Raw genomic sequence first — 18110 nt, 5'->3', positions numbered from 1 at the left:
CCAACAGAGGGCAGGGCGCAGCTGTATTTTTGCAACTTCAACTTCCAATGGGTCCTAAAACGACATGGCAAACCCGGACGCCCTGAATCAGCAGCGATCTTCCAGTCGCCTGCTGCAACCGACCGTCAAATCGCATCTGGCCTACACGCTGCTGTGCGCGCTGGTCATGATGGTGATGTTTTCCGTGCTGCGCCTCGCGCTGCTGGTCTACAACCGCGAGATGATCCTCGACACCCCGGCTTCGACGTTCCTCGAAGCCTTCGCCAACGGCCTGCGTTTCGATGTGCGCCTGGTGGTGTATGTCTGCATTCCGCTGGTGCTGGCACTGTTCAGTGCCCGGGCCATGGCGGCGCGCGGGTTCTTCCGTCTGTGGCTGACCATCGCTTCGAGCATCGCACTGTTCCTCGGCCTGATGGAGATGGACTTCTACCGCGAGTTCCACCAGCGCCTCAACGGCCTGGTGTTCCAGTACGTGAAGGAAGACCCGAAAACCGTGATGAGCATGCTCTGGTACGGTTTCCCGGTGGTGCGTTACCTGCTGGCGTGGGCCGTGGGCACGCTGATCCTGACCCTGGCGTTCAAGGGCGCCGACCGTCTGACCCGGCCGCGTGGCCCGTTCAGCGGTGGCAATGTCGGCACCCGTCAGGTGGCACCATGGTATGCGCGTCTGGCGGTGTTCGTGGTGTGCCTGCTGATCTGCGTGGTGGCCGCTCGCGGCACTCTTCGCCAAGGCCCGCCGCTTCGTTGGGGTGACGTGTACACCACTGAATCGAACTTCGCCAACCAGCTCGGCCTCAACGGCACGCTGTCGCTGATCGCGGCGGCCAAGGACCGCATGGGCGAGGATCGCGACAACATCTGGAAAGCCACGCTGCCGCAGGATCAGGCACAGAAAGTGGTCCGCGACATGCTGGTGATGCCGGACGACAAACTGGTGGATGCCGACATCGCCGCCGTGCGTCGTGACTACACGCCGCCGGCCGACAAGACTCTGCCGATCAAGAACGTCGTCGTGATCCTCATGGAAAGCATGGCCGGTCACTCGGTGGGCGCCTTGGGTGCGCCGGGCAACATCACGCCGTACCTCGACAAACTGTCGAAGGAAGGCCTGCTGTTCGACCGCTTCTTCTCCAACGGCACTCACACCCACCAGGGCATGTTTGCCACCATGGCGTGTTTCCCGAACCTGCCGGGTTTCGAATACCTGATGCAGACCCCGGAAGGCAGCCACAAACTGTCCGGCCTGCCGCAGCTGCTCAGCGCGCGCAAGTATGACGACGTCTATGTCTACAACGGCGACTTCGCCTGGGACAACCAGTCCGGGTTCTTCAGCAACCAGGGCATGACCAACTTCGTTGGCCGCAATGACTTCGTCAACCCGGTGTTCTCCGATCCGACCTGGGGTGTGTCCGACCAGGACATGTTCGACCGCGGTCTGGTGGAACTCAAGGCACGGGAAAACGGCAAGCCGTTCTACGCACTGCTGCAGACCCTGTCCAACCACACGCCGTACGCCTTGCCGACGCCATTGCCGGTCGAGCGCGTAACGGATCGTGGCCCGCTCAACGAGCACCTGACCGCCATGCGTTATGCGGACTGGGCGCTGGGGCAGTTCTTCGAGAAGGCCCGTAAAGAGCCGTACTTCAAGGAAACCCTGTTCGTCATCGTCGGCGACCACGGGTTCGGCAACGAGCGTCAGATCACCGAAATGGATCTGGGCCGCTTCAACGTGCCGATGCTGATGATCGCACCGGGCATCCAGGAAAAATTCGGTACCCGTGACCACACCGTGGGCACGCAAATCGACATCGTGCCGACCATCATGGGGCGTCTGGGGGGCGAAGTGCGCCATCAGTGCTGGGGCCGCGATCTGCTGAACCTGCCGGCAGGCGACACCGGTTTTGGTGTGATCAAGCCGTCGGGCAGCGAGCAGACCACCGCTATCGTTACCGCCGACCAGATCCTGGTGCTGCCGAAAGAGAAGGAAATGGCGCCGAAGATCTATCAATACGAGCTGGGCGCGAACCCGCACGCCGAAGTGGTGCCGGATGCACCGCGCACTGCCGAGCTGAAACTCAAGCTTGAAGCGTTCCTGCAAACAGCGACCAAGAGCCTGATCGACAACACCGCCGGTGTGGTTAACGGCAAGCCGGACTGATCAGTCGGCACAATAAAAAAGAGGCCCTTGCAAGGGCCTCTTTTTTTGTCGGTCAAACAGTCATATCCGACCGAGTAACAGCAGCACCAACAGGACTACCAGCACTACACCGATAATGCCCGAAGGGCCGTAACCCCAACTTCTGGAGTGCGGAAAGACCGGCAGACCACCGATCAGCAACAGGATCAGGATAATGATAAGAATTGTGCCCATGTCGAATTCCTTGTTGGTAGTGTCTGAGAAGTCTTGATGTTCAAGGGCAGCTGAAAGTTGAACTAAATCCAGCCGGCTTACAAATTCCGACCGGTGCGCGTAAAAGAAAATTCAATGTTTTTTTAAGTTATTTGGCTCGCGCGCTTATTTCGTTTATTGCTGCGGTTTGCTCTCGCCATTCAGCAATCTGATGGAGCGTGGGTCGCCCGGTATCCTTCGCTACACTCCGCGCATCTTCCCCGGAACAACAAGGCTGTCTGCTATGCAAAATCGCATGATGATCACTGGCGCGGGCTCAGGCCTGGGTCGCGAAATCGCGCTGCGCTGGGCGCGTGAAGGCTGGCAACTGGCCTTGTCTGATGTCAGCGAGCCCGGTTTGCAAGAGACCCTCAAACTCGTTCGCGAGGCCGGCGGCGATGGCTTCATCCAGCGCTGTGACGTGCGCGATTACAGCCAGCTCACCGCGTTTGCCCAAGCCTGCGAAGTGAAACTTGGCGGCATCGACATCATCGTCAACAACGCCGGTGTGGCCTCGGGCGGTTTCTTCAGCGAGTTGTCGCTGGAAGACTGGGACTGGCAGATCGCGATCAATCTGATGGGCGTGGTCAAGGGCTGCAAGGCGTTCCTGCCGTTGCTGGAGCAGAGCAAGGGCAAGATCATCAACATCGCCTCGATGGCTGCGCTGATGCAGGGCCCGGCAATGAGCAACTACAACGTGGCCAAGGCCGGAGTGGTGGCGCTGTCGGAAAGCCTGTTGATCGAACTGGCCCAGCAGGAAGTCGGGGTTCATGTGGTTTGCCCGTCGTTCTTCCAGACTAATCTGCTGGATTCTTTCCGGGGCCCGACGCCGGCGATGAAAGCCCAGGTCGGCAAGTTGCTGGAAAGTTCGCCGATCACCGCCAGCGATATTGCCGACTACATCTACAAGCAGGTCGCGGCCGGCGAGTTCATGATTCTGCCCCACGAACAAGGGCGCATGGCCTGGGCGCTCAAACAGAAAAATCCGCAGCTGCTGTACAACGAAATGACCGCGATGGCCGAAAAGATGCGCGCCAAGGCCAAACAGAACAACGGCTGAACTTGCCCGGACTTCGTCGCATCGTTAGGGTGGCCGCAACAGTCACCCTGACGAGATGTCTTGCATGCTCAATTACCTGTGGTTTTTCCTCGCCGCGCTGTTCGAAATCGCTGGCTGTTTCGCGTTCTGGATGTGGTTGCGCCAGGGCAAGAGCGCCTTGTGGGTGATCCCGGCGCTGATCAGCCTGACCCTGTTCGCGCTGCTGTTGACACGTGTCGAAGCGACCTACGCCGGTCGCGCCTACGCCGCTTATGGCGGCATCTACATCATTGCTTCGATTGGCTGGCTGGCAGTGGTCGAACGCATCCGCCCGTTGGGTTCGGACTGGATCGGTGTGGCGCTGTGTGTGATCGGGGCGAGTGTGATCCTGTTCGGTCCACGATTCACTGCGACGTGAATGGCTGGTTTGAAGGAAATGTCTGAAGGCTTGCGCGCCTTGCTGTGTAGGGAATGACTGAATTGCCCACAGCGCATTGTAGGGCGGTCGAAACCCGCGCATCTTCAAGGCTCGCAAACCTTGAAGGACACCTCCCATGCTTGTACTCAGCCGTGTTGTCGGTGAACTGATTTCCATCGGCGACAACATCACTCTGCGCGTTCTGGCGGTCAACGGCTCCAGCGTGCGGTTCGGCGTCGAAGCGCCGGAGCAGGTCGGCGTGCATCGCGCCGAGGTCTACGAACGGATCCAGCGCAAACAGGCCAGCGGCAAGGGCCGCTGACCGTTTTCAGTCGAACAGGTGCTTGGGCACGTCGTGCTTGAGCATCAACTGGCATTGCTCGCTTTCGGGATCGAAGACAATCAGCGCCTGACCTTTGGTCAATGCCTGGCGAACCCGCAGTACGCGGGTTTCCAGCGGCGTGTCGTCACCGTTGTCCGTACCGTCGCGGGTAACGAAATCCTCGATCAGGCGGGTCAGGGTGTCGACTTCGAGCGCGTCGTGGGGAATCAGCATGGGCACCTCGGCTAAATCAATGTCGGGATGCTACGGCGAATGACCGCCGAGGGCCAGACTCAACTGTCCGAGCGTTGCCCCACCAGGCTGTCCACCGACGGCACACGGGTGTCGCTCTCCATTTGCGTCTCGTGTTCGATCTGGTGACTGAAGCGATCCAGTGACCCGGTGGCCGGTTGTGCGTCGCTGGCGAATACCGGCGGACTCAGGATGTACGCCCCCAACAAGCGACTGAGCGCCGCCAGACTGTCGATGTGCGTGCGTTCGTAACCGTGGGTTGCATCGCAGCCGAAGGCGAGCAGGGCGGTGCGGATGTCGTGACCGGCGGTGACCGCCGAATGGGCGTCGCTGAAGTAATAGCGGAACAGGTCGCGGCGCACCGGCAGTTCGTGCTCACCGGCCAGGCGCAACAGGTGTCGCGACAGGTGATAGTCGTAAGGCCCGCCGGAATCCTGCATCGCCACGCTCACCGCATGTTCGCTGGAATGCTGGCCCGGCGCGACCGGAGCAATGTCGATGCCGACGAATTCGCTGACGTCCCACGGTAGGGCCGCCGCCGCGCCGCTGCCGGTTTCCTCGGTGATGGTGAACAGCGGATGGCAGTCGATCATCAGCTCCTGACCACTGTCGACGATGGCTTTCAACGCTGCCAGCAGTGCCGCGACACCGGCCTTGTCGTCCAGATGGCGGGCGCTGATGTGGCCGCTTTCGGTGAACTCGGGCAGGGGGTCGAAAGCCACGACATCGCCGACGCTGATGCCCAGTGACTCACAATCGGCACGGGTCGCGCAGTAGGCGTCCAGACGCAGTTCGACGTGATCCCAGCTGATCGGCATCTCATCCACAGCGGTATTAAAGGCATGCCCGGACGCCATCAACGGCAACACACTGCCGCGAATCACGCCGTTGTCGGTGAACAGGCTGACGCGGCTGCCCTCGGCGAATCGGCTCGACCAGCAGCCTACGGGTGCGAGGGTCAGGCGCCCGTTGTCTTTCACTGCGCGCACGGCAGCACCGATGGTGTCCAGGTGCGCCGAGACCGCACGGTCGGGACTGTTTTTCTTGCCTTTAAGGGTGGCGCGGATTGTGCCGCGACGGGTCATCTCGAAGGGAATGCCGAGTTCTTCCAGACGCTCGGCGACGTAACGCACGATGGTGTCGGTGAACCCGGTCGGGCTGGGAATGGCGAGCATTTCCAGCAGGACTTTCTGCAGGTAGTTCAGATCCGGTTCGGGAATTTGGGTGGTCATGGAAACTCCTGTTGCGGGGCGTCATTCGCGCGTTGAACGCGGGAATGACGCTGAAGAGAGATCAAACGGCCGGCTGACTGTGCGGAAACAGCAGATCGACAAACCGTTCCGCCGTCGGTTGCGGCTCATGGTTGGCGAGACCCGCTCGCTCGTTGGCTTCGATGAACACGTACGCCGGTTGATCCGCCGCCGGCACCATCAGGTCGAGGCCGACCATCGGGATTTCCAGCGCCCGGGCCGCACGCACTGCAGCCTCGGCCAGAGTCGGGTGCAGGATCGCCGTGACGTCTTCCAGGGTGCCGCCGGTGTGCAGGTTCGCCGTGCGCCGCACGAACAGATGCTCACCCGCCGGCAGGATGCTGCTGTAGTCGTAACCGGCCGCGTGCAAGGTGCGTTGGGTTTCGTGGTCCAGCGGGATTTTGCTCTCGCCGCTGGTAGCCGCTTGCCTGCGCCGGCTCTGCGCTTCGATCAGTGCGCCGATGGAATGATGGCCGTCGCCGACCACTTCCGCCGGGCGGCGGATCGCCGCTGCAACCACCTCGAAACCGATCACCAGAATCCGCAGGTCGAAACCTTCATGGAAGCTTTCGAGCAGCACGCGAGCATCAAACTGCCTGGCCGCTTCGATGGCCTGCTGCACTTCCTCAATGGTCTGCAGATCCACCGCCACGCCTTGACCCTGTTCGCCGTCCAGCGGTTTGACCACCACACGCTGGTGTTCATCGAGGAACGCCAGATTGTCGTCCGCATTACCTGCCAATTGCTGCGACGGCACATTCAATCCGGCGGCTTTCAAAACCTTGTGAGTCAGGCTCTTGTCCTGGCACAGGTTCATGCTGATGGCGCTGGTCAGGTCGCTCAGGGATTCGCGGCAACGCACCCGTCGCCCGCCATGACTGAGGGTGAACAGACCGGCGTCGGCGTCATCCACTTGCACGTCGATGCCGCGTCGATGGGCTTCCTCGACGATGATTCGCGCGTAAGGGTTGAACTGCGCCTCCGGCCCGGGGCCGAGAAACAGCGGCTGATTGATGCCGTTCTTGCGCTTGATGGCGAACGTCGGCAGGTTGCGAAAGCCGAGTTTGGCGTAGAGGTTTTTCGCCTGGCGGTTATCGTGCAGCACCGACAGATCGAGATAGCTCAGACCCCGGCTCATGAAGTGCTCGATCAGATGCCGCACCAGCACTTCACCGACTCCGGGACGTGAACACTGCGGATCGACCGCCAGGCACCACAGGCTGCTGCCGTTTTCCGGGTCGTTGTAGGCTTTCTGGTGATTGAGCCCCATGACGCTGCCGATCACCGCGCCGCTGTCATCGTCTTCCGCCAGCCAGTACACCGGGCCGCCCTGATGGTGCGGGGTGAGCAGGGTGGCGTCGATCGGCAGCATGCCGCGCGCCTGATACAGCTGATTGATCCCCTGCCAGTCCGCGTCACTTTGTGCGCGACGAATGCGAAAGCCACGAAACACGCGGGTGGCCTGGCGATAATCGCTGAACCACAAACGCAGGGTGTCGGACGGGTCGAGAAACAGTTGGGTCGGTTCCAGCCCGAGAATCTGCTGCGGCGCGGCGACGTACAAGGCGATATCGCGCTCGCCCGGCTGTTCGTTAAGCAGTTCCTGAGCAAGGCTGGCCGGATCGGGGAAGGTGTGGCCGATCAGCAGCCGGCCCCAGCCGCAGTGCACTGCAATCGGCTCGGCAGCCGGCTCGCTGCCATCTTCGGCCAGACGCGCCTGCAAGCGTTCGTAGGACGGCGTCTGGCCGCGCAGCAGGCGTTGGCTGTAAGCCGTGGCGTGAGGTTTCATCAATCAGATTCCTTGTTCGCTGAGCCACAGGTTCAAAGCCGCCAGTTGCCACAGCTTGGAGCCGCGCAGCGGGGTCAACTGGCCTTGTGGATCGGTCAGCAATTGGTCGAGCATCGCCGGGTTGAACAAGCCGCGATCCTGACTCGGATCCATCAGCAGTTCACGCACCCAGCTCAGGGTATCGCCCTGTAAATGCTTGAGGCCCGGCACCGGGAAGTAACCTTTTTTGCGGTCGATCACTTCACTCGGGATGACCAGTCGCGCAGCTTCTTTCAACACCTGCTTGCCGCCGTCCGGCAACTTGAATTTGCCGGGAACACGGGCCGACAGCTCCACCAGTCGATAGTCGAGAAACGGCGTGCGCGCCTCCAGGCCCCAGGCCATGGTCATGTTGTCGACACGTTTGACCGGGTCGTCCACCAGCATCACCGTGCTGTCCAGACGCAGGGCCTTGTCGACTGCCGCATCGGCGCCGGGCTGTGCGAAATGTTCCTTCACGAAGTCGCCGGCGGCGTCATTGGCCGTCAGCCATTTCGGCTGCACCGTGGCGGCGTAGTCGTCGTAGCTGCGGTCGAAAAACGCCTCGCGATAGGCCGCATACGGATCGGCCGCGCCGTCCACCTGCGGATACCAGTGGTAACCGGCGAACAACTCGTCGGCACCCTGACCGCTCTGCACAACCTTGCAGTGCTTGGCCACTTCGCGGGACAGCAGATAAAAGGCGATGCAATCGTGGCTGACCATCGGCTCGCTCATCGCGCGGAACGCGGCGGGCAGTTGCTCGATGATTTCTTTTTCGTCGATACGCAGTTGGTGATGCTGGGTGCCGTAATGCTTGGCGATCAGATCGGAGTACTGGAATTCGTCACCGCGCTCGCCCCCGGCATCCTGGAAACCGATGGAAAAGGTCGACAGGTTTTCCACGCCGACTTCGCGCAGCAGACCAACCAGCATGCTCGAATCGACGCCACCGGAAAGCAGCACGCCGACATCCACCGCTGCCCGTTGGCGAATCGCCACGGCTTCGCGGGTGCTGTCGAGCACGCGGTCGCGCCAGTCTTCCAGGGTCAGGTTTTTCTCGTCGTCGTGTGGGCCGTAGGGCAGGGTCCACCAGGTTTTCTGCTCGGTGTTGCCGTCCGCTTCAATGCGCATCCAGCTCGCTGGCGGCAGCTTTTCGATGCCCGCCAGCAAGGTGCGCGGCGCAGGCACCACGGCGTGGAAATTCAGGTAATGATTGAGCGCCACCGGATCGAGGATCGGGTTGATGTCACCGCCCTTGAGCAGTGCCGGCAGCGCCGAGGCAAAGCGCAGGCGCTGGCCGGTGCGCGACAGGTACAGCGGCTTTACGCCGAGACGGTCGCGGGCAATGAACAGACGCTGGGCATCACGCTCCCAGATGGCGAAGGCAAACATGCCGTTGAGTTTCGGCAGCAGCGCTTCGCCCCAGGCGTGATAACCCTTGAGCAGCACTTCGGTGTCGCCGCCGGAGTAGAACGCATAACCGAGGGCTTCAAGTTCGGCGCGCAGTTCCGGGAAGTTGTAGATCGCGCCATTGAAGGCCAGGGACAGGCCCAGTTGGCTGTCGATCATCGGCTGCGCCGAACCGTCCGACAGGTCCATGATTTTCAGGCGTCGATGGCCCAGGGCAATCGGCCCTTGGGCATGGAAGCCCCACGCATCAGGGCCGCGAGGGGCCAGGTGATGGGTGATTCGCTCGATGGCTGCAAGGTCTGCAGGTTGTTGATCAAAACGTAACTCGCCAGCTAATCCGCACATAAAGTCCTTACCGGTTTTTCCGTTGGGGAAGGTGTCGCTGTACCGCGCCGAAATGGCCGGTACCCAGAAACTGACCCGGCTCGGATGTGGGAGTTTTAGAACGATCAGTTATAAGTACATCGATCTGACCGGTGGGCCGTTAACATCTGGGTTGAGGTTACGGGTGGTAGATATGTATTCAAAACATACGGATTGCTGCTGGTTTTCCGGCTCAAACATGCAGGTTTTCGTGTTTTTTATTCGCCCTCGGGATCGCTAGGGTGGGGGGACTCAATAGCAATAAAGGAATATTGCCCATGACCACTCCACCGCTATCGGGGACACCGGCCACCCTCACGGAAGAACAGACACTGAGCATTTTGCTGGAGGCCACCGGCGATCTGGACACGGCCCAGGCCTTGCAGAAAAACCTGCCTCCCGCGCTGCTCAAAACCAGTGCCGACACACTGGCCGCGCTGGATAAGGCTGCGCGTGATCTGCAGGCCATTCAGTGGAAAGTCGAGACGCATCTTCACCGGCTGCAACCGCTGAACAGTTTTTGCATTGATGTGTTGAACCGCGCGCTGAGCGCCCGATGGCCCGCAGTGTTCAATGTCGAGAAAGATCATCTGCAATTGCCAGGCAATTACTGTGGATGCGAGCCCGTGGTCCCGCCGGGGGGTGGTCCGGCGATCATTCCGTTCGCCACGCCCACGCTGCTCGAGGCCGCGATGCAGAACTTCACGGAGGACGAGGCGCAGCCCGATTATTTCCCCGAGGGCAGTGTGATACGGATCTCCAGCGCGCCTGCCGGGGTTCCGGGCCTGACGCCCACATCGTTCGCCGCCTTTTGTCGAGAGCTGAACCTGGGACAGCGGTATCAGCAACACTTCCTGCAGGTGTTCGGTGTCAAGGAAGTGGATGGAAACCTGGCGGCCACCGGTCCCGTGGTTCTCGACATCACCGCAATGAAAAAACAACTGCTGCAACTGGACCTGCATCTGGCGATGTTGAGGGAACACGTCTCTCGGGAGGGGGGGCAGACGATACAGCGCTTGATTGATGCCGGTGGCGTTGCTACTGCCAGAAGCCTTCAGTTCAAGGGGCGTGCGCTGATCATGCAAGGGATCGAATTGCTCGGCAGTTGTATCTGGGGTGTGGTGGTGTTCTCTGAGTCTTCGGTCGAGCTGGACCCGGAACAATGGTGCCTGGTCTACATGCCGGGAGAGCCGGATCAACCCCTTTACGAGTACGCCCGTTTCACGGCGTTCATGGCGTATCTCGAGTTCAGGCTGAGGGTGGGCAGCTACAGAAGCTATTTCACCCATTGCATCGGCGAAGGCGACAGGCTCGACTTTTTCAAGTCTTTCGCAGATACCGGCAGCCTGGGGCACGTCAGACAATTGGAGATGCCCGGTCCGCTGTTCGAGTTCATGCTCAAGAGTCATGTCGGCAAGCTGCAACTCGATGCCCGTGTGCTCGCTGTACCGACTGAAGATGTCGACGAGGAGGCGCGCAGGACGCGATTGCTGCATTACCTGGACGCCGGCATGACGGTGGCTAACGTAGCGGGTTTTGTCGTACCGGTGCTGGGAGAGTTGATGATGGGCGTTGCCATCGGGCAGATGCTCGCGCAGGTATATGAAGGCGTCGATGACTGGAGCCGGGGAGATCGTCAGGAAGCGTTTTCACACCTGCTGAGCGTCGCCGAGAACCTTGTCCTGATGGCCGTCGTGGGGGCCGGCATCAAAGGCTTGAAATCCCTGGCGATCAGAACGGTTCGAAAACATCCTGAGTTCTTCCAGCCATTCACTGCCATTCTCGACGGGAAGGGGCAGTCACGGTTGTGGAAGCCGGACCTGCAAGCATATGAACAATCCCTACCGGTGGGGGCTGCCCCCGATTCTGAAGTCATGGACTTGTACCGGGGCGACGACAGGTTTTTTGCCCGTGTCGACCAACGCTTCTATGAGGTGGTGCACGATCCGGCTTCCGATACCTGGAGTATCCGGCATCCTGTCCGTCCCGATGCTTACGCTCCGCCACTCAAGCCCCATCGACATGGAGGCTGGCGCCATGCCTGGGAGGAAAGCGAGCAGTGGAGCGGTGCCTACACCCTCAGACGCATAGACCCGAACCTGGGCAGGTTCGAGGACAGTCGCCTGGAGATGATCCGGCGGTTGACCGACACTCGATTCGAAGAGTTGCATCGTCTGAGTGACGACAATCTGTCGTGGCCCCCGCGTTTGCGCGACATGATCGAGCGCTTTGGCATCGAACGCAGATTGCGTGATTTCGTTTCCGCCATGGAACGGGGCGAGGCAACCGATGCCCGTCATGTTCAGGAGCAATTGCACGCGTTGCCCGAACTCGCCAACTGGCCGACCGATCGCTACATCAAGGTCGTGGACGAAAAAGGCCGTCTCACCGCGACCTATCCTCCTGTGTCAATTGACGATGACACTCTGAGCATTGTCGTGAGCCATGAGCAACTGGAAAAAGGCGAGTTGCTGCAAACCGTTCTGGACGGCATCTACCCCTGGGAAGCCGAAGCATTGGTGGGTGCGAACATTGCCCCGGCTGATGCAAGCGTCAAGCTGGCGCAAGTGATCGGGGCGGCGGTCAAGGCTGATCGTCGCTCGGTTTTCGAGCACCTGTACCGGCAGTTCGATCGTGGTCTCGCCGGTGAGTCGGTCAAGCTGCACAGCGCTTTTCCCGGTCTGCCGGTACGGTATGCGCGAGAATTGCTCAGGCGCACGCCGACTGTCGAGCGGATGCACCTGCGCAGCACCGGGCGGGTGCCCATGGGCCTGGCACAGAGGGCCCGTCAGGCCTTGAGCGATGTACGTGTGGATCGGGCGCTGGCCGGCTTTTACCTGGCGGACATCGCCGGTGCCGATACCAGGAAACTGGCGCTGCGCCTGTTACCCCGGCTCGCTGGCTGGAATACCGAGTTCTACCTTGAACTGCGGGCCAACACACTCAACGGTGAGGTACTGGAGACGTCAGGCGAGAAACCGCTTTTGAATTCGAATTCATGCACGCTGGTCCGACTCGACAATGGTTACGAAGTGTTCGGCAGCGACAGGAAGTCGCTCGGCAAAGTGGTGCCCGGACCGGAGGACGTCTATCACGCGATCCTCAAAGGCCTTCCAATGCGGCAGCGCAAGGCCATCGGATTTGCGCAGCCGAAGCCGGAAGATGGCTGGCGCCTGCGCCATAAACTGTTGGCAAGCGCTTTGGATGAGCGTGAAGGCTGTGCCCGGGTGTTGGCAGGCGGTCGGATGCCACCGGCCATTTCCGAGCCTGCGTGTACGCTCGCCAATTCGCCCGTCGGGCCGGCAAGGCATTCGCAGCGTTTGCTGCGCAAAGTGAAGAAGCTCTATCCCTTGATGACTGACGTACAAGCCAATGAGTTTCTTGACCAGGCGGGCAGCGACCCAGTGACCAGGGCGATCCGGGTTCGGCAGTTGCAGGAGGATCTGAGCCGGCTGCAGGAAGTTCTGGACATCTGGAGCGAGGATGAAGCGGCCATGAAGGCCTTGGGCGGCGATCTGAATGAGGTACACGAGTGTCGACAGATCGTGGCGTTCGAAATCGAAGACTGTTTTCGACGTCTGGTTTTCCTGCCCGATGACTTTCAGCGTCCCGTCTACGGTCTGAAACTCGACGGCATGCAATTCGGCAAGTTTCCGACCTTGCCGACCGGCCTGAATTTCGATCATGTCAGGCAATTGTCGCTGCGGGACATGCAGCTGGACAACGACGCCGCTTACTTTCTCAAGGCCTTCAGGCAAGTCGAATCGCTGGAACTGGACCGTAATCAACTGACCCTGTTGCCCGAGGTCATTTCGCATATGCCCAACCTCAAACGACTGAGCCTGGCCAACAACAGGATTCAATTGACCGAGCATTCGCTGGTGAAACTGGCCAGGTTGTACTCCCTGCAAAGCCTGAATCTGAGTGGCAATCCCCTGGGGGCGACAGTGGATGTCAGTCGTCTGTTCGAGTTGACTCACCTCTCCTTGCGCAACACCCGCACCACAGAACTGCCCGAAGGCCTGCAGTTTCTACCCAACCTGGATTGGGTGGACCTGCGTGACAATGAAATACGCGATCTGCCTGCCTGGCTTTTTGAAACGCCCCGCCGTTTCAGTGAAACCATCAATCTGCGTCACAACCCGATTTCCGATGCCAGCAGAATTCACCTCGATGACTACCGGAAGACCTTCGGAGTCGGCATGGGCTATCTGGATAACGATATCGCGCGCCTGGACGAAAACCAGGCCCGCTCGATCTGGCTGACTGAAACGGGAGGGGAGGAGGGCTCCCGGCATCTGCAGACGTGGAACGCGATCAAGGATGATACGAGGGCCGAAGGACTGTTCAGTCTACTGGCGGAACTGGGCAATTCCGCCGAATCCGCCAGCGTACGCGAGGATATGACCCGGCGGGTCTGGACGGTGCTGGACGCGACACAGGCCGATACCGAACTGAGGGAGCAGATTTTCGATCTGGCGGCCAATCCGATCAATTGCACGGACAATGCGGCGTTGAACTTCAGCCACCTGGAAGTGGCGGTGCAAGTGCACCATGTGACCCGTGCCTCAAGGGGGCAACGGTCTTCTGCGGCGGCGCTCATGAAACTGGCGCGAGGTTTGTTCCGGCTTGAGCAGATTGACCGGATCGCAGCCGAACATACGCAGGCACATGCGGCCGCTGATCCTCTGGAAGTGACGCTGGCTTACCGCTCCGGTCTGGCGCAGGCACTTGAGCTGCCCGGGCAACCTTCGCACATGCGTTATGCCTCGCTTGCGCAGGTGACAGGAGCGGATCTGGTGGAGGCGATCAATCGAATCCAGACCGCGGAGCTGTCTTCCGAGTGGTTGGCGTTTCTGGTTCGCCAGCCCTTCTGGAGTGAATACGTGAAAAGCAGTTTTACCCGGCAGTTCGACGATGCGCGCGCACCTCACCAACAGGAAGCACTGGCGTTATTCGAGAAGGCTGAAACACTCAGCTCGGTCGACTACCTGAGTGAGATGAACCTGTGTGCCGCCCGACAGGAGCGAACGGAAAGCGCCTTGCTCGAGCAACTGACCCACCAGGTGTTGCGGCTGCTGGAGGGCAACCTCTGCGTGTTGCCCGGTGGTTGATCATTCTCCCGATGATCCGCTCATTTGCCCCGGATCAGTCGCCGCAGGGCAAACCGGTTCGTATGACACGCCTCTGCGACACTTCTGGGCAGGGGCAGCGGTTCGTTGTCCAGCCAGGCCGCAAGCAGTTCACCGGACAATGGTGCGGTGATCAGACCTCGGGAGCCGTGACCGCTGTTGACGTACAGTCCGTCGAGCCAGGGACAAGGCATGTCCGGCACCTGCCGTGCATCCTTGCTCAATGCGGCGTAGACCTGGGTAAACGCTTCGCGGTCGGCGAGCGGGCCGACTATCGGCAGGTAATCGGGGCTGGTGCAACGGAAGGCTGCCCGGCCCTGGAGACTTTCGGCGTCGAGCTCGCTGACGTGCAGGCGCGCGACCAGATCGGTGGAGATCTCTTCGAGCATCGCCAGATTGCCCAGGTGTTCGGCGGTGGTCGGGGTCAGATCGTCGCTGTTGAAGTCGAAACTGGCGCCGAGGGTGTGCTCGCCCCACCGTGCCGGTGCGACATAACCTTCGGCACACACGACAGTGGCCAGCGCCTGGCTTTGCGCAGTCTGCGTCAGGCGGGTGATCTGCCCGCGAATGCGCTTGAGGGGCAGCTCGCCACTCTGGGCAAAACGCTTGATTTCGGCGGCACCGGCCAGCACCACGACGGGCGCTGTTGCAATCAATCGTTCACCGTCGAAGGCTTGCCATTGATCGCCCACTTTGCGCAACTCGACGGCTTCCTGATGGGGGAGCAGTGTGACGCCCGGCTGTGCCGATTGCGCCTGACACAACGCCGGCGGATGTACCCAGCCACCCTCGGGGTAATACAAACCGCCGTGAGCCAGACCGACTCCGGCGCGGGCCTGTGCCTCGGGTTGATCGAGCCATTGCAGCAGGTCTTCGGGAAACGCGGCTGCCAGTTGTACCTGACGCTCGCGCTCCTTCTCATTGAACGCCAGTTGCAGCACCCCGCAATCATCCCAGTCGGTGCCACGCTGCAAGGCTTCCAGCGCGCGCCGGGTGTAACCGAAACCGCTGACGATCAACTGCGAAAGTGCCGTGCCATGGGCGGACAGTTTCAGATACAGCACGCCCTGCGGATTGCCCGACGCTTCCTGTGCCACCGCGTCATGCCGCTCCAGCAGACTGACCTGCCAGCCCCGCGCCGCGAGGCTGGCCGCCGTGGCACAACCGGCCAGACCGGCGCCGATCACCAGGGCTCGACGGTCACCTGTCAACGGTGTCGGGCGGGCGAACCACGGTTTTGCCGCCGCAGGTGGCGCAACACCCTCGGGCCAGCCGAGAAATTCGCCGCGCAGGATTTCCCATTTGTGGCCGATGCCCGGCGTGCGTTTCATCTTGAAGCCGGCGGCGTTGAGCAGGCGTCGCACCCAGCCGGTGCTGGTAAACGTGCTGATGGTCGAGCCGGGTGCCGCCAGCCGGGCCAGTTCGGCGAACAGTTCGGCGGTCCACATCTCGGGGTTTTTCGCTGGCGCGAAACCGTCGAGAAACCACGCGTCGATCTGGCCGTCCAGTTGCGGCAACTGCTCCAGTGCGTCACCGATCAACAGGGTCAGGGTTACGCGACCGTTATCCAGAACAATGCGCTGAAATCCCTGATGGATTGCCACGTAATGCTTGAGCAACTGATCGGAGAATTGCTTCAGGTCGGGCCACAACGCCAGCGCCCGTTGCAGGTCGGCAGGGCTCAACGGAAATTTTTCGACGCTGACAAAATGCAGTCGCGCACCGGCCACCGCGTGCTGTTCGAACAACTGCCAGGCGCAGAGAAAATTCAGCCCGGTGCCGAAGCCGGTTTCACCGATCACCAGTCGCCCATCTGCCGACAACGCGGCAAAACGCTCGGCCAGACGGTTCTGTTCAAGGAACACGTAGCGGGTTTCATCCAGCCCCGACTGGTCGGAAAAATACACATCGTCGAACACTCGCGAACGCGGGCGTCCCTGGTCATCCCAGTCGAGTTGGGCGTGGGGCATTACAGGTTTCATGGCAGGCTCGGCAACGGCAAGGCGGCCATTCTAGCCGATCACGCGGGCGGCGCTTGATCCATGGCAAACCTTGCCGCAGATGACTCAAGGACAATCCGCCGCCGGCGGGAATTTCTGTGCCGCGTCAGAGCCCAATCCGCTAGTCTTGCTGAATCCTGGAAGGAGCCGTCCCATGTTCGAATCCGCTGAAATCGGTCACGCCATCGATAAAGACACCTACGAAGCCGCCGTGCCCGCCCTGCGTGAAGCCTTGCTTGAAGCCCAGTTCGAGTTGCAGCAGCAGAAGCGTTTCCCGGTGATCGTTTTGATCAACGGCATCGAAGGCGCCGGCAAGGGCGAGACGGTGAAGTTGCTCAACGAGTGGATGGACCCGCGCCTGATCGAAGTACGCACCTTCGATCAACAGACCGATGAAGAGCTGGCGCGGCCACCGGCCTGGCGTTACTGGCGGATGCTGCCGGCCAAGGGGCGGATGGGGATTTTCTTCGGCAACTGGTACAGCCAGATGCTGCAGGGCAGGGTGCACGGCTTGTTCAAGGATCCGCGTCTGGATCAGGCGATTGCCGGCGCCGAGCGCATGGAAAAGATGTTCTGCGATGAAGGCGCGCTGATCTTCAAGTTCTGGTTCCACCTGTCCAAGAAGCAGATGAAGGCGCGGCTCAAGGCGCTGGCCGACGATCCGCTGCACAGCTGGCGCATCAGTCCGCTGGACTGGCAGCAGTCGCAAACCTACGACAAGTTCGTCAAGTACGGCGAGCGCGTGTTGCGCCGCACCAGTCGCGATTACGCGCCGTGGCATGTCATCGAGGGTGTCGACCCGTATTACCGCAGCCTGACGGTCGGCAAGATCCTGCTCGAAGGTCTGCAAAACGCGCTGAAGCGTCCCGATGTGCATCCCCATGAGGTCAACGCTGCACCGCTGGGGACTTCCGTCGACCAGTTGAACCTGCTCGACAGCCTCGACCTGACCCAGCGTCTTGAGAAGAAAGACTACGAAGAACAACTGATCACCGAACAGGCGCGGCTGTCCGGCCTGATGCGTGACAAGCGCATGCGCCGGCATGCGCTGGTGGCCGTGTTCGAAGGTAACGATGCGGCGGGCAAGGGCGGTTCGATCCGCCGGGTGGCGGCGGCACTCGATCCGCGTCAGTACAACATCGTGCCGATTGCCGCGCCGACCGAAGAGGAGCGGGCGCAGCCTTATCTGTGGCGGTTCTGGCGGCACATTCCGGCGCGAGGCAAATTCACCGTGTTTGATCGTTCCTGGTACGGGCGGGTGCTGGTGGAGCGGGTCGAGGGCTTTTGCAGCACGGCGGACTGGATGCGCGCCTACGGCGAAATCAACGATTTCGAAGAGCAACTGGCTGACGCCGGAGTGATCGTGGTCAAGTTCTGGCTGGCGATTGACAAGGACACGCAGATGGAGCGCTTTCAGGAGCGTGAAGAAATCCCGTTCAAGCGCTTCAAGATCACTGAAGACGACTGGCGCAACCGTGACAAGTGGGACGCCTATCGCGCCGCCGTGGGCGACATGGTCGATCGCACCAGCACCGAAATTGCCCCATGGACGCTGGTCGAGGCCAATGACAAGCGCTGGGCCCGGGTCAAGGTGTTGCGCACGATCAATCGTGCCCTGGAAGAGGCTTTTGAAAAGTCCGACAAACGAGCCAAGAAGCACAAGGACTGAACCGATGGGCCCGCATACGCGAGGTGAATGATTGTCGCGGTCGGCGATCGGGTGGA

Annotated in this window: 12 protein-coding genes; 6 read left to right on the top strand and 6 right to left on the bottom strand. The window is 60.9% G+C overall.

What is annotated here, in order from left to right:
* Window positions 1–64: 64 nt before the first annotated feature.
* Window positions 65–2158 (top strand): LTA synthase family protein, encoded by a 2094-nt coding sequence (locus tag QLG12_RS28270; protein ID WP_282475601.1) that lies wholly within the window; start codon window positions 65–67, stop codon window positions 2156–2158.
* Between the two features lie 60 nt (window positions 2159–2218).
* Here the strand turns inward: QLG12_RS28270 and QLG12_RS28265 are convergent, their stop codons facing one another.
* A complete protein-coding gene (locus QLG12_RS28265) occupies window positions 2219–2371 on the bottom strand; it encodes a DUF3309 family protein (RefSeq protein ID WP_003226960.1) in 153 nt (50 codons plus the stop codon).
* Window positions 2372–2633: 262 nt separating this feature from the next.
* On the opposite strand from QLG12_RS28265, the gene QLG12_RS28260 reads away from it, so the two are divergent.
* The 3 genes from QLG12_RS28260 to csrA all read left to right on the top strand — a co-directional run bounded on the left by QLG12_RS28260 (window position 2634) and on the right by csrA (window position 4168).
* Window positions 2634–3449, top strand: coding sequence for an SDR family oxidoreductase (locus tag QLG12_RS28260; protein ID WP_007950873.1), 816 nt, complete (start codon window positions 2634–2636; stop codon window positions 3447–3449).
* 64 nt (window positions 3450–3513) lie between these two features.
* Entirely contained in the window at window positions 3514–3846 is a 333-nt protein-coding gene (locus tag QLG12_RS28255; RefSeq protein WP_197869157.1) for a YnfA family protein, read from the top strand.
* A 136-nt stretch (window positions 3847–3982) separates the two neighbouring features.
* Complete coding sequence (gene csrA, locus QLG12_RS28250; RefSeq protein ID WP_007950875.1) at window positions 3983–4168, top strand: carbon storage regulator CsrA; 186 nt, start codon at window positions 3983–3985, stop codon at window positions 4166–4168.
* Window positions 4169–4174: 6 nt separating this feature from the next.
* Here csrA and QLG12_RS28245 read toward each other — a convergent pair whose 3' ends face one another.
* From QLG12_RS28245 to QLG12_RS28230, 4 genes are all read right to left on the bottom strand, one after another.
* Entirely contained in the window at window positions 4175–4402 is a 228-nt protein-coding gene (locus tag QLG12_RS28245) for a YheU family protein (RefSeq protein ID WP_003172962.1), read from the bottom strand.
* Window positions 4403–4461: 59 nt separating this feature from the next.
* Window positions 4462–5652 (bottom strand): osmoprotectant NAGGN system M42 family peptidase, encoded by a 1191-nt coding sequence (locus tag QLG12_RS28240; protein ID WP_197869156.1) that lies wholly within the window; start codon window positions 5650–5652, stop codon window positions 4462–4464.
* A 61-nt stretch (window positions 5653–5713) separates the two neighbouring features.
* Complete coding sequence (gene ngg, locus QLG12_RS28235; RefSeq protein WP_197869155.1) at window positions 5714–7459, bottom strand: N-acetylglutaminylglutamine synthetase; 1746 nt, start codon at window positions 7457–7459, stop codon at window positions 5714–5716.
* Window positions 7460–7462: 3 nt separating this feature from the next.
* Window positions 7463–9235 (bottom strand): N-acetylglutaminylglutamine amidotransferase, encoded by a 1773-nt coding sequence (locus tag QLG12_RS28230; RefSeq protein ID WP_282475600.1) that lies wholly within the window; start codon window positions 9233–9235, stop codon window positions 7463–7465.
* 296 nt (window positions 9236–9531) lie between these two features.
* On the opposite strand from QLG12_RS28230, the gene QLG12_RS28225 reads away from it, so the two are divergent.
* A complete protein-coding gene (locus QLG12_RS28225; protein WP_282475599.1) occupies window positions 9532–14367 on the top strand; it encodes an NEL-type E3 ubiquitin ligase domain-containing protein in 4836 nt (1611 codons plus the stop codon).
* A gap of 20 nt (window positions 14368–14387) precedes the next feature.
* On the opposite strand, the gene mnmC is transcribed toward QLG12_RS28225, so the two are convergent.
* Window positions 14388–16367, bottom strand: a complete 1980-nt coding sequence (gene mnmC / locus QLG12_RS28220) for a bifunctional tRNA (5-methylaminomethyl-2-thiouridine)(34)-methyltransferase MnmD/FAD-dependent 5-carboxymethylaminomethyl-2-thiouridine(34) oxidoreductase MnmC (protein ID WP_282475598.1) — start codon at window positions 16365–16367, stop codon at window positions 14388–14390.
* A 172-nt stretch (window positions 16368–16539) separates the two neighbouring features.
* On the opposite strand from mnmC, the gene pap reads away from it, so the two are divergent.
* A complete protein-coding gene (pap, locus tag QLG12_RS28215; RefSeq protein ID WP_197869151.1) occupies window positions 16540–18054 on the top strand; it encodes a polyphosphate:AMP phosphotransferase in 1515 nt (504 codons plus the stop codon).
* Window positions 18055–18110: the final 56 nt, after the last annotated feature.

Origin of the sequence: Pseudomonas sp. V88_4 (assembly GCF_029967985.1) — a bacterium.
In the GTDB taxonomy this organism is placed as follows: domain Bacteria; phylum Pseudomonadota; class Gammaproteobacteria; order Pseudomonadales; family Pseudomonadaceae; genus Aquipseudomonas; species Aquipseudomonas glycinae.
Note: the sequence above shows the minus strand (reverse complement) of the source record. Positions and strands in the feature narration are given on the sequence as shown.

Coding starts and splice junctions, on each gene's coding strand:
- QLG12_RS28230 (WP_282475600.1), bottom strand. CDS start 9,235: ATGTGCGGATTAGCTGGCGAGTTACGTTTTGATCAACAACCTGCAGAC.
- csrA (WP_007950875.1), top strand. CDS start 3,983: ATGCTTGTACTCAGCCGTGTTGTCGGTGAACTGATTTCCATCGGCGAC.
- pap (WP_197869151.1), top strand. CDS start 16,540: ATGTTCGAATCCGCTGAAATCGGTCACGCCATCGATAAAGACACCTAC.
- QLG12_RS28260 (WP_007950873.1), top strand. CDS start 2,634: ATGCAAAATCGCATGATGATCACTGGCGCGGGCTCAGGCCTGGGTCGC.
- QLG12_RS28240 (WP_197869156.1), bottom strand. CDS start 5,652: ATGACCACCCAAATTCCCGAACCGGATCTGAACTACCTGCAGAAAGTC.
- QLG12_RS28265 (WP_003226960.1), bottom strand. CDS start 2,371: ATGGGCACAATTCTTATCATTATCCTGATCCTGTTGCTGATCGGTGGT.
- QLG12_RS28270 (WP_282475601.1), top strand. CDS start 65: ATGGCAAACCCGGACGCCCTGAATCAGCAGCGATCTTCCAGTCGCCTG.
- QLG12_RS28225 (WP_282475599.1), top strand. CDS start 9,532: ATGACCACTCCACCGCTATCGGGGACACCGGCCACCCTCACGGAAGAA.
- QLG12_RS28245 (WP_003172962.1), bottom strand. CDS start 4,402: ATGCTGATTCCCCACGACGCGCTCGAAGTCGACACCCTGACCCGCCTG.
- ngg (WP_197869155.1), bottom strand. CDS start 7,459: ATGAAACCTCACGCCACGGCTTACAGCCAACGCCTGCTGCGCGGCCAG.
- mnmC (WP_282475598.1), bottom strand. CDS start 16,367: ATGAAACCTGTAATGCCCCACGCCCAACTCGACTGGGATGACCAGGGA.
- QLG12_RS28255 (WP_197869157.1), top strand. CDS start 3,514: ATGCTCAATTACCTGTGGTTTTTCCTCGCCGCGCTGTTCGAAATCGCT.